8 protein-coding genes and 2 tRNA genes are annotated in these 11,870 nt (G+C 67.8%); 7 read left to right on the top strand and 3 right to left on the bottom strand.

The features are described 5' to 3' along the window. Positions 1-66 precede the first annotated feature (66 nt). Positions 67-1,506, top strand: coding sequence for an aldehyde dehydrogenase family protein (locus KUV62_RS01580; RefSeq protein ID WP_222601921.1), 1,440 nt, complete (start codon positions 67-69; stop codon positions 1,504-1,506). Positions 1,507-1,839: 333 nt separating this feature from the next. On the opposite strand, the gene KUV62_RS01575 is transcribed toward KUV62_RS01580, so the two are convergent. After that, positions 1,840-2,487 carry an RluA family pseudouridine synthase gene (locus tag KUV62_RS01575; protein ID WP_222601920.1) on the bottom strand — a complete coding sequence of 216 codons (648 nt, stop codon included), beginning with the start codon at positions 2,485-2,487 and terminating at the stop codon, positions 1,840-1,842. Between the two features lie 178 nt (positions 2,488-2,665). On the opposite strand from KUV62_RS01575, the gene glpX reads away from it, so the two are divergent. From glpX to KUV62_RS01550, 5 genes are all read left to right on the top strand, one after another. Then, on the top strand, positions 2,666-3,631 hold the full coding sequence (glpX, locus tag KUV62_RS01570) for a class II fructose-bisphosphatase (protein WP_222601919.1): 966 nt from the start codon (positions 2,666-2,668) through the stop codon (positions 3,629-3,631). Between the two features lie 126 nt (positions 3,632-3,757). Continuing rightward, positions 3,758-5,503 (top strand): single-stranded-DNA-specific exonuclease RecJ, encoded by a 1,746-nt coding sequence (recJ, locus tag KUV62_RS01565; RefSeq protein WP_222601918.1) that lies wholly within the window; start codon positions 3,758-3,760, stop codon positions 5,501-5,503. A 137-nt stretch (positions 5,504-5,640) separates the two neighbouring features. Next, positions 5,641-5,715, top strand: a tRNA-Glu gene (locus tag KUV62_RS01560). Positions 5,716-5,751: 36 nt separating this feature from the next. Continuing rightward, positions 5,752-5,826 (top strand) — tRNA-Glu (locus tag KUV62_RS01555). Positions 5,827-5,978: 152 nt separating this feature from the next. Further along, positions 5,979-8,267 carry an arginine/lysine/ornithine decarboxylase gene (locus tag KUV62_RS01550; protein ID WP_222601917.1) on the top strand — a complete coding sequence of 763 codons (2,289 nt, stop codon included), beginning with the start codon at positions 5,979-5,981 and terminating at the stop codon, positions 8,265-8,267. 81 nt (positions 8,268-8,348) lie between these two features. Here the strand turns inward: KUV62_RS01550 and KUV62_RS01545 are convergent, their stop codons facing one another. Together KUV62_RS01545 and KUV62_RS01540 are read right to left on the bottom strand one after the other, a co-directional pair. Continuing rightward, positions 8,349-9,464: an FUSC family protein gene (locus KUV62_RS01545; protein ID WP_222601916.1), complete on the bottom strand. Its 1,116-nt coding sequence runs from the start codon at positions 9,462-9,464 to the stop codon at positions 8,349-8,351. After that, the gene (locus KUV62_RS01540; RefSeq protein WP_222601915.1) at positions 9,461-9,934 is read right to left on the bottom strand and encodes a MarR family winged helix-turn-helix transcriptional regulator; all 474 of its coding nucleotides are present in this window, start codon (positions 9,932-9,934) and stop codon (positions 9,461-9,463) included. Before KUV62_RS01540 ends, KUV62_RS01545 begins: the two co-directional genes overlap by 4 nt. 327 nt (positions 9,935-10,261) lie before the next feature. On the opposite strand from KUV62_RS01540, the gene KUV62_RS01535 reads away from it, so the two are divergent. Further along, the gene (locus KUV62_RS01535) at positions 10,262-11,836 is read left to right on the top strand and encodes a sensor histidine kinase (protein WP_222601914.1); all 1,575 of its coding nucleotides are present in this window, start codon (positions 10,262-10,264) and stop codon (positions 11,834-11,836) included. The last annotated feature ends 34 nt before the right edge of the window (positions 11,837-11,870 follow it).

Raw genomic sequence — 11,870 nt, 5'->3', positions numbered from 1 at the left:
GCAGGGCCGCGTGACAGAGTGTCGCCACGGGGAAATTTGATCAAATCTCAACGAAGGAAGACTCCCATGATCGAGAAGCGTCAGTTCTATATCGACGGCGCGTGGACCGAGGCGCTTGACGGGCGCGACCACGAGGTGATCGATCCGGCGACCGAAGAGCCCTGCGCGATCATCGCGCTGGGTGGGCAGGCCGACACCGATGCCGCCGTGGCTGCCGCCAAGCGCGCGCTGCCGGGCTGGATGGCCACGCCCGCCGCAGAGCGTATCGCGCTCGTGCAGAAGCTGCTGGCGGTCTACAAGTCCCGCGCCGAGGAACTGGCGCAGGCGATGAGCCTCGAGATGGGCGCCCCGATCGCGCTGTCGCGCGCCAACCAGGTCGGCGCCGGGCTCTACCACCTGCAGAATTTCATCGACGCCGCCACGGCATTCGACTTCGAGGCGCCGTTCTCCGACGCGCATCCCGATACCCAGATGATCCACGAGGCGATCGGTGTCTGCGCGCTGATCACGCCGTGGAACTGGCCGATGAACCAGATCACGCTGAAGGTCGGCGCGGCGGCGATCGCCGGCTGCACCATGGTGCTGAAGCCCTCCGAGGAGAGCCCGCTCTCGGCGCTGCTCTTCGCCGAGTTCATGGACGAGGCCGGCTTCCCGAAGGGGGTGTTCAACCTGGTCAACGGCGACGGCGTGGGCGTCGGCACACAGCTCTCGGGCCATCCGGATGTCGACATGGTGAGCTTCACGGGCTCGACCCGCGCCGGCCGGGCGATCTCCAAGACCGCCGCCGAGACGCTGAAGCGCGTGCACCTGGAGCTCGGTGGTAAGGGCGCCAACCTGGTCTTCGCCGATGCCGATGACGCGGCGGTGAAGCGCGGCGTGCAGCACATGATGCAGAACTCGGGCCAGAGCTGCAACGCGCCGTCGCGGATGATGGTGGAGGCGCCGATCTACGACCGCGTGGTCGAGGAGGCCGCGGCGGTGGCGCAGAGCGTCAAGGTCGGTGCGCCGTCGGAAGAGGGCAAGCATATCGGCCCGGTGGTAAACGCCACGCAATACGAGAAGATCCAAGGTTTGATCGAGACCGGGATCAAGGAAGGCGCCCGCCTCGTCGCTGGCGGGCCGGGGCGTCCCGAGGGCTTCAACAAGGGCTTCTACGTCCGCCCGACGGTGTTCGCCGACGTGACCCCGGAGATGACCATCGCCCGCGAAGAGATCTTCGGGCCGGTGCTGTCGATCATGAAGTTCGAAACCGAGGCCGAGGCGGTCGAGGTTGCCAATGACACCCCCTACGGACTGACCAACTACGTCCAGAGCCAGGATGCCGAGCGCCGTCACCGCCTGGCGCGGCAGCTGCGCTCGGGCATGGTCGAGATGAACGGCAAGAGCCGCGCCCCGGGCGCGCCGTTCGGCGGCATGAAGCAGTCGGGCAATGGCCGCGAGGGCGGCATGCTCGGCATCCACGACTTCCTCGAGATCAAGGCCGTCAGCGGCTGGGCCGCGGAATAACACGCGCCGCGGGGCGGCAGCACCACGCCGCCGCCCCGACTTTTCTACGTTCCAAAACGATCATGGCGCCGCGCCCCCGCCGCCGGGCGCATCGCTCGAGAAGACAGCCCCCCATAACCGCGCCACTCCGCACGAGCCCACCGCTCAAGCGCCACCCCTGTCTTCTCTACGTCGACAAATACTCACGGCGCCGCGCCCCCGCCGGGCGCACCGCCCCAGAAGACAGCCCTCGTAATCGCGCCACTCCGCAAGAGCCCACCGCTCAAGCGCCGCCCCTGTCTTCTCTACGTCGAGAAATACTCACGGCCCGCCCGCACCACCGGGCGCAGGGCTTCAAAACGGGGCCTTGGCGCGAAATTTCACCCCGATCCCGCTCTCCGGGTGATGCAGCCGCAGTTCCTCCGCGTGCAGCATCATGCGCGGATACTGCGCCGCGGTCTCGGGCGCGTAGAGCGGGTCGCCGATGATCGGGTGGCCGAGCGCCAGCATGTGGACCCGCAGTTGGTGGCTCCGCCCGGTCAGCGGGTGCAGGCGTACGCGGCTCTCGGAATCGTCGGATTTCGTCACCTTGTACTCGGTCAGCGCCGGCTTGCCGGTGTCAAAGCAGACCTTCTGCAGCGGGCGGTTGGGCCAGTCGACGATCAGCGGCAGATCCACGCTGCCGGTCTTCGGCTCGAGCCGACCGGCGACGCGGGCGATATAGGTCTTGCGGGTCTTGCGGGTCTCGAACTGCTGGCCGAGATGGCGCTGGGCATGGGCGGTGAGCGCGAAAACCATGACGCCGGAGGTGTCGCGGTCGAGCCGGTGCACCAGCCGCACGGTCGGGAAGGCACGCTCGAGCCGCGCGATCAGGCAGTCGGCCAATTCCGGCCCCTTGCCGGGCACCGACAGCAGGCCGGCGGGCTTGTCGACGACGAGAAGGTCGCTGTCCTCGTGCAGGATCGGGATCTCGCCCTGGGGCGGGGAATAGACATCGCTCATGCTGTCCCATGTGGCGCAGCCGCGCCGCCGCCGCAAGACTCGTGACGCCCGACGTTGCCCGGATGCCCCGCCTCTGATCGCAGCGGCGCGTCCCGCCCCCTGTTAGCGCCTGTGGGCTTGCCACTCGTCTTGCCTGCGCGCTACACCCGCTGGGACAGTCATTTCAAAGGACCTCTCCATGTCGATCCCCACGGATTTCAATGACCGCATGTTGTCTCTGGGCTTGGCCCGCGTGGCCGAGCAGGCCGCGATCGCGTCGGCCAAGCTGATCGGTCATGGCGACGAGAAGGCCGCCGACCAGGCCGCCGTCAACGCCATGCGCGACCAGCTCAACAAGCTCGACATCAAGGGCGTCGTGGTGATCGGCGAGGGCGAGCGCGACGAGGCGCCGATGCTCTATATCGGCGAAGAGGTCGGCACCGGCGAGGGCCCGGGCGTGGACATCGCGCTCGACCCGCTGGAAGGCACCACCCTGACCGCCAAGGACATGCCCAACGCGCTCACCGTGATCGCCATGGGTCCGCGCGGCTCGATGCTGCATGCGCCCGATGTCTACATGGACAAGCTGGCCATCGGCCCGGGCTACGCGGAAGACGTCGTCACCCTCGACATGACGCCGACCGAGCGCGTCGAGGCGCTGGCCGCGGCCAAGGGCTGCAAGAACACCGACATCACCTGCTGCATCCTCGAGCGTCCGCGCCACGAGGAGATCATCGCAGAGGTGCGCGCCACCGGCGCGGCGATCCGCCTGATCACCGATGGCGACGTGGCGGGTGTCATGCATTGCGCCGAGGCGCACCTGACCGGCATCGACATGTACATGGGCTCGGGCGGCGCGCCGGAAGGCGTTCTGGCGGCGGCGGCGCTCAAGTGCATGGGCGGCCAGATGTATGGCCGTCTGATGTTCCGCAACGATGACGAGCGCGGCCGCGCCGCCAAGGCCGGGATCACCGATCTCGACAAGATCTACAAGCGCGACGAGATGGTCACCGCCGACGTGATCTTCGCCGCAACCGGCGTCACCAACGGCTCGATCCTGTCGGGCATCAAGCGCGAGCCAGGCTGGATCACCACCGAGACGATCCTGATGCGCTCGAAGACCGGCTCCGTCCGCCGGGTGATCTACCGCAACCCGTTCGAGTGAGGCCGCTCCCGGCCGCGATGCCGTGATGTGAGTATTTGCAAACATGAAGAAGCAGGGGGCGGCGTTCCGTTCCCTGCTTTTTCGCTTTATGGCAGGGGGGAGTCGGGCAGAGGGGATCGATTGGGCATGAGCTATCTCGGGGTCGAGGCATCGCTGACCGGGCGCCGCTGGGTCGGGCCGGGGGTCGAGCAGGAACGGCAGGCGGAGGCGCTGGCGCAGCAGAGCAACCTGCCGCGTGGGCTGTGCCAGGTGCTGGCGCGGCTCGGAGTGGAGGCGCCGGAGGTGGCAGGCTATCTCGCGCCGACGCTGCGCGACCTGCTGCCCGATCCGCGCTCGCTGCGGGACATGCAGGCAGCGGCCGAGCGGGTGCTTGCGGCGGTGAAGCGGCGCGAGCGCATCGCGGTGTTTGCCGATTATGACGTCGATGGCGGCGCCTCCGCGGCGCTCCTGCTCGACTGGCTGCACCAGCTCGGGCTCGGCGCCACGCTCTACATCCCAGACCGCATCGACGAGGGCTACGGCCCCAACGAGCCGGCGATGGAGAAGCTCGCCGCGACCCACGACCTGATCATCTGCGTCGATTGCGGCACGCTCTCGCACGGGCCGATCGCGGCGGCGAAGGGCGCCGACGTGGTGGTGCTCGACCACCACCTCGGCGGCGAGACGCTGCCCGACTGCGTCGCGGTGGTGAACCCCAACCGGCAGGACGAGGATGGCGCGCTGGCGCATCTCTGCGCCGCCGCGGTGGTGTTCCTGATGCTGGTGGAATGCGGCCGGCAGATGCGCGAGGCAGGCCAGCGCGGGCCGGACCTGATGGCGATGCTCGACCTGGTGGCGCTGGCCACGGTGGCCGACGTGGCGCCGCTCAAGGGCGTCAACCGCGCGCTGGTGCGGCAGGGGCTCGCGGTGATGGCCCGGCGCGAACGGCCGGGATTGGTCGCGCTGTCGGATGTGGCCCGGCTCGACACCGCACCGTCCTCCTACCACCTGGGCTACGTGCTCGGGCCGCGGGTCAATGCCGGTGGACGCATCGGGCAGGCCGACATTGGCGCCCGTCTTCTGGCCAGCCGCGACCGGCACGAGAGCGAGGCGCTGGCGGCCCGGCTTGACCAGCTCAACACAGAGCGCCGCGAGGTCGAGGAGGCGGTGCGTGCTGCCGCCCTGGCGCAGGCGGAGGCGCGCGGGCTCGACGCGCCGCTGGTCTGGGCGGCGGGCGAGGGCTGGCACCCGGGCGTCGTCGGCATCGTCGCCTCGCGGCTCAAGGAGCTGACCAACCGCCCTGCGGTGGTGATCGGGCTCGACGGCGACGAGGGCAAGGGCTCGGGCCGCTCGGTTTCGGGCGTCGATCTCGGCGCCAGCATCCAGCGGCTGGCGGCGGACGGGCTGCTGCTGAAGGGCGGCGGGCATAAGATGGCCGCCGGCCTCACCGTGGCGCGCGACGGGCTCGAGGCGGCGATGGCGCGGCTCTCGGAGCTTTTGGCCAAGCAGGGCGCGGGGCAGGGCGGGGCGGCGGACCTGAAGCTCGACGGGCTCCTGATGCCCGGCGCGGCCAATATCGAGCTCTGCGAGCAGATGGAGCAGGCCGGGCCCTTCGGCGCCGGCGCGCCGGCACCGCGCTTTGCCATGCCCGACGTGCAGGTGGGCTTTGCCAAGCAGGTCGGCTCTGGCCATCTCAAGGTCTCCTTCGGTGACGGGCTGGGGGCGAAGATCGACGCGATCTGCTTCGGTGCCTTCGACGGCCCGCTGGGGCAGGCGCTCTGCGATCACCGGGGGCGGCGATTCCACGTCGCCGGTCGGCTCGAGATCAACGAGTGGAACGGGCGGCGCACGGTGCAGATGCGGCTGGAGGATGCGGCCCCGGCGGAAGGCTGAGCCGGACCGGCTTAAGAGCCTGAAATGCCTATCGATATTTCGCCCGAGGTGGGGCGGAAGACATGTGAGAAAAATATGAAAATTAGGCTTGCGGGTCCGCACGCAATTCCCTAAAACCCGCGTCACGCTTCGGCTCTGGCCCGTTCGTCTATCGGTTAGGACGCCAGGTTTTCAACCTGGAAAGAGGGGTTCGATTCCCCTACGGGCTGCCAGCGAAGCGGATACCGACGATCTCATCGTCGCAGAGTGGCCCGTTCGTCTATCGGTTAGGACGCCAGGTTTTCAACCTGGAAAGAGGGGTTCGATTCCCCTACGGGCTGCCACTGCTTCCAGACATTTTGCTTCCCTGCCGCGCGTCCAGCTGCGCCGTCACCCTGCCGTGACCGGCCGCGTTCCGTCCGTGCAAGCCCTTGACGGGGCGGGCAGGGGCGGAAACAACGAGGGCAAAGACCCTGCCGGCCGAAAGGAGAGGCTGATGAAGTTCCGATTCCCCATCGTGATCATCGACGAGGATTTCCGCTCCGAGAACACTTCGGGTCTGGGCATCCGCGCCCTGGCCGACGCCATCGAGCGCGAGGGCTTCGAGGTGCTGGGCGTCACCGGCTACAGCGACCTGAGCCAGTTTGCCCAGCAGCAGAGCCGGGCCAGCGCCTTCGTGCTGTCGATCGACGACGAGGAATTCACCCCGGGCCCGGATCTCGACCCGGCGGTGCTCAACCTGCGCACCTTCATCGAGGAGGTGCGCTGGAAGAACGCCGACGTTCCGATCTACGTCTACGGCGAGACCAAGACCTCGCGCCACCTGCCCAACGACATCCTGCGCGAGTTGCACGGCTTCATCCACATGTTCGAGGACACGCCGGAATTCGTCGCGCGGCACATCATCCGCGAGGCCAAGGGCTATCTAGAGGGCATCCAGCCGCCGTTCTTCAAGGAGCTGCTGGACTACGCCGAGGACGGCTCCTACTCGTGGCACTGCCCCGGCCACTCGGGCGGCGTCGCCTTCCTGAAATCGCCGATCGGCCAGATGTATCACCAGTTCTACGGTGAGAACATGCTGCGCGCCGATGTCTGCAACGCGGTCGAGGAGCTGGGACAACTGCTCGACCACAACGGCGCCATCGGGGCCTCCGAGCGCAACGCGGCACGGATCTTCAACGCCGATCACTGCTTCTTCGTCACCAACGGCACCTCGACCTCGAACAAGATGGTCTGGCACCACACCGTGGCGCCGGGCGATGTGGTGGTGGTCGACCGCAATTGCCACAAGTCGATCCTGCACTCGATCATCATGACCGGCGCGATCCCGGTCTTCCTGCGCCCGACGCGGAACCACTGGGGCATCATCGGCCCGATCCCGCATTCCGAGTTCGAGCCGGAGACCATCAAGGCCAAGATCCGCGACAACCCGCTGCTCGAGGGCTACGACGCCGAGGCGGTGACGCCGCGCATCATGACGCTGACCCAGTCGACCTATGACGGGGTGCTCTACAACACCGAAGAGATCAAGCGCCTGCTCGACGGCTGGATCGAGAACCTGCATTTCGACGAGGCCTGGCTGCCGCACGCGGCCTTCCACCCGTTCTATGGCACCTATCACGCCATGGGCCGCAAGCGCGGCCGGACCGAGAAATCGGTGACCTACGCCACCCAGTCGGTGCACAAGCTCCTGGCCGGGATCAGCCAGGCCAGCCACGTGCTGGTGCAGGATTCCCAGACCACCAAGCTCGACCGGCATCTCTTCAACGAGAGCTACCTGATGCACACCTCGACGAGCCCGCAATACTCGATCATCGCGAGCTGCGACGTGGCGGCGGCGATGATGGAGCCGCCGGGCGGCACCGCGCTGGTGGAAGAGAGCCTCGACGAGGCGCTCGATTTCCGCCGGGCCATGCGCAAGGTCGACGAGGAATACGGCGACGACGAATGGTGGTTCAAGGTCTGGGGGCCGGACGAGCTGGCCGAGGAAGGCATCGGGCGCACCCGTGACTGGGAGCTCAAGAAGACCGACGCGGAAGGGCTCGAGAGCGGCGGCGGCGACAGCTGGCACGGCTTCGGCGACATGGCGCGCGGCTTCAACATGCTCGACCCGATCAAGGCGACGATCATCACGCCGGGGCTCGATATCGACGGCAATTTCGGCGACACCGGCATCCCGGCCTCGATCGTTTCGAAATACCTCACCGAGCATGGCGTGGTTGTCGAGAAGACCGGGCTCTACAGCTTCTTCATCATGTTCACCATCGGCATCACCAAGGGCCGGTGGAACACGCTCCTTGCGGCGCTGCAGCAGTTCAAGGACGATTACGACAAGAACCAGCCGCTCTGGCGGGTGATGCCGGAATTCTGCGCCAAGCAGCCGCGCTACGAGAAGATGGGGCTTCGCGACCTGAGCCAGCACGTGCACGCGCTCTACGCCAAGTACGACGTGGCGCGGCTCTCGACGGAGATCTATCTCAGCGATCACCGCCCGGCGATGACGCCCTCCGAGGCGTTCTCGCATATCGCGCGGCGCAAGACAGACCGGGTGGGGATCGACGATCTCGAGGGCCGGATCACCACCAGCCTCGTGACGCCTTACCCGCCGGGCATTCCGCTGCTGATCCCGGGCGAAGTGTTCAACGCCAAGATCGTCGATTACCTGCAGTTCAACCGGGAGTTTGCCCGCGAGTGCCCGGGCTTCGAGACCGACATTCACGGCCTCGTGGCAGAGAAGGGCGAGGATGGTCAGACCCATTACTTCGCCGATTGCGTCGCCGAGTGAGCCACGCGCCCCAAGATTTTTCGTACGAAAAATCTTGGGGCTAAGAAAATTCGCAGAATTTTCTTGGCGCCTGGCTGCGGATCAGCCGGGCCGGCGCCGTGCCGCGACGTGGTGGCGATCGTCCAGCGTCGACAGCAGGATCGCGACGACGATGCCGACGCTGGCGCCCAGCAGCGTGTCGAGCACCCGCTCGGGCGCCATTGCGACCCCGGCAACATCAGGCGCCGCGAGGTGGCTCATCAGCAGCGCCATCGGCGTGACGAAGACCTGCCCTAGCCCGTAATTCGAGCCGATCACCAGCTCGGTCGCGAATTGCAGCACGAAGAGCAGCGCGATGATGGTCCAGACCGAAGGATCCTGCACAAGGATCAGCCAGGCCAGCGTCGCCCCCACGACGGCCCCGGCCATGCGCTGCAATGCGCGGTGGATGTTGATGTGCAGAAACGGCCCCTGCAGCACCGCAAGCGCACCCATCGCCGCCCAGACCGGGTGGTCGGCGCCGAATGCGTGGCTGACCAGCAGCGCGATGAAGGCGCCCAGCACGATGCGCAGGGACGCGGTGAGGCGATGGTCGAGCGGGCGGGCCGGCTCGCTCGGGAAGCGCCGTGTCTCGTCGGGCAGGTGGCGCAGCCGCTCGGTCAGGCCGCAGATCGCCCAGGCCAGCAGCGCCACCGCACCGGTGGCCGCGCCGCGCGCCAGCACCTCCGCGCCCGAGCCGACCGGGGCCAGCGCAGCGCCGGCGGCGAAGACGAAGATCAGCGCGCCCGGCGGGCCGAAGCGGCCGCTGACGGTGATGAAGAAATACACCCCGCAGACCAGCGCCAACAGCGCGAGCTCGAGCAGCGGCGTCAGTCCGAGCCAGCCCGCCGTCGACATCACCAGCACCGCCGAGACCTGGCAGAGCGCGGCCAGAAGAACGAGCCGGCTGCGCCCCCTGCGCGGCTCGAAGCGCCCGAAGAGCGCCACCAGTGCGCCGAGCGCGGCAAAGCCGATCAGGTGGGCAAAGGGAGAGAGGTGAAACAGGGGCAGGGCGATGGCCACGGTCAGCGCCGCCTGGAACCCGGCCAAGCAGGAATTCCGCAGGGAGGGCTGCGGCGCGAAGGCCAGGCTGCCGCGCAGCGCGTCCGCGCGCAGCACGTGACGGGCCACCTCGCTGCGGCGGGCGAGGGGGGCGAGCGAGGGGTCGGTCGCGCTCATGGGTCTGTCTCCTGTATATCGTCCGCCTGCCGCGCCGCGATGCGGGCTTCGATCTTGGCGAATTGCGCCAGCAGGGTCTCGATCTCGGCATCGCTCAGATCGGCCAGCAACTCTTCCTCGGCGCGGGCCAGCTCGGCGCGGATCTCGGCAACCCGCCGGGTTCCTGCTGCGGTGAGATGAATGAGGCGAGCGCGCCCGTCATTGGGATCGGGGCGGCGCTCGATGAGCCCGTCGCGCACGTGGATGTCGAGCACGCGCACGAGGCTCGACCCGTCGACCCCGACGAGGGCCGCGAGGGCCTTCTGCGGGATCCCGCCGCCGGTCTCGGCGAGGTGCACGAGCGGCACCCAGGTGGCGTCGGTCAGGCCGTTGCCGGCCAGATGGGCATCGAGCGCGCGGCGCCAGCGTCGGGCCAGCAGCGAAAAGCGGATGCCGAGTCGGTAGCGCGGGGAGAGGGGCGGCGTGGTCATCACGGAGATGTAGCACAGATGAATTGATTTGCAATTCAATCTAAATGAATCGCTGTTGATATTTTCAGCGTTTCTACGCCGGACCACTCGCGCGTGAGATGCATCGGGGCACAACCGGCCTACCTGGCGCTTATCAGCCCCGCGCGCGTCTCGATCTGAACACCGAAACCGTTTGCAAGGACAGCGGCTTCTCCCTATCGTTCTAGCCCAGCCATGCCACCGCATGGCGGCAAAGGTCCGGCACCGGATCAGACCCTGGAGTACTTGTTGCTACGCCGTCAGTCTCCGAACTTTGACAAGAATTCCTTCCTCTCCGGGCCAAGCGAGATGGCCCGCCGCATCCGCGAGTTCGACTGGTCAGGGCATCCGCTCGGTCCGTCCGAAGACTGGCCGGCGGCGCTGCGCTCGGCACTGAGTATCGCGCTGAACTCGGCCTTCCCGACCTGCATCTACTGGGGGCCGGAGCTGCGCCTGCTCTACAATGACAGCTGGTCGCACATCCCCGGCCCGCGCCATCCCGGCTGCCTCGGAGAGCCCGCGGCCGAGGTCTGGTCGGATATCTGGCACATCATCGAGCCGCAGTTCACCCAGGCGATCAGCACCGGCGAAGGGGTCTATTTCCGCGACCAGATGCTGCCAATGCGCCGCTTCGGGCTCGAGGAAGAGACCTACTGGACCTACAATTTCACCCCGATCCGGGATGATGACGGCTCCATCGGCGGCGTGTTCAACTCCGGCAACGAGACCACGCGGCAGGTGCTGCAGCAGGGGAACACCCGGTTCCTGCTCGACCTCAGCGACGTGTTCCGCAACGTGACCGATCTCGTCGAGCTTCGGCGGCGCTCGATCGCCATGCTGGGCGCGCATCTCGGCGCCGACCGGGTCGGCCTGCGCGAACGGGTGCAGGACGGGCTGCGCGCCAAGCTGCCGGTGATCGAACAATGGGCCGCGGAGGGCGTGCCGCCGGTGGCCTCCGGCGTCGCCAAGGCGCCGATCCTCGATCCTGCCTGGCAGCAATTGCTCGACGGCCGCGTGATGCGGCTCGACGGCACCGATCCGAGCCGCGCCGACATCGACCGGACGGTGCTCGAGACCCTCGATTGCGAGGCCGCGCTGGCGGTGCCGTGGGTCGAGGACGGGCTGACCCAGGCCATTCTTTTCGTGCATTCCTGCAGCGCGCGGCACTGGACCGATCTCGAGGTCGAGACCGTCGAACAGGTGCTGACGCGGATGATGGCGCTGATGGACCGCGCCCGCGCCGCCGAGCGCGAGCGGCTGATGTCGGACGAGATCAATCACCGCTCGCGCAACCTGCTGGCGGTGGTGCAGGCGATCGTCCGGCTTGCGCGGCCCGAGGAGCCCGAGGTGATGCGCGCCAAGCTGCTCGACCGGCTGAGCGCGCTGGCGCAGAACCACTCGCTGCTCGCCGATCAGCGCTGGGAGCCGGTGGCGCTGACCAAGCTGCTGTCGCAGGAGCTCTCGCCCTATGCCGGCGACGGCGAGATCCGGGTGAGCATGAGCGGGCCCGCAGTGGTGCTGAGCTCCGAGGAATGCCAGACGCTCGGCATGGTGGTGCACGAGCTGGTGACCAATGCCGCGAAGCACGGCGCGCTGAAGGATGCCGGCGGTGCGCTCGACGTGCGCTGGGATGTCACTGAGGGCCGGCTGCATCTGGAATGGATCGAAACGGTCGCAGGGGCGCTGAAGACCGAGGGGTTCGAAGTGCCGGGCTTCGGCTCGAGCCTTCTGAGGCTGATGATCGAGCTGCAACTCGAAGGCAAGCTGGTGCGCGAGCTGACCCCGACCGGGCTGCATTGCGTCATCGACGTGCCCTGGGCCAAGCGCGATGCCTCCCAGCGCGAGCCCGCTGACCGCGAGGTGGAAAGCATCGCGATGAAGTGAGCCGCGCCGCGGCGGGGCCGGGGAACCGGCGCGT

Origin of the sequence: Salipiger bermudensis (assembly GCF_019801965.1) — a bacterium.
GTDB classification, from domain to species: domain Bacteria; phylum Pseudomonadota; class Alphaproteobacteria; order Rhodobacterales; family Rhodobacteraceae; genus Salipiger; species Salipiger bermudensis_A.
The sequence above is the reverse complement of the archived record's forward strand: the minus strand, read 5'-3'. Positions and strand labels throughout refer to the sequence as shown.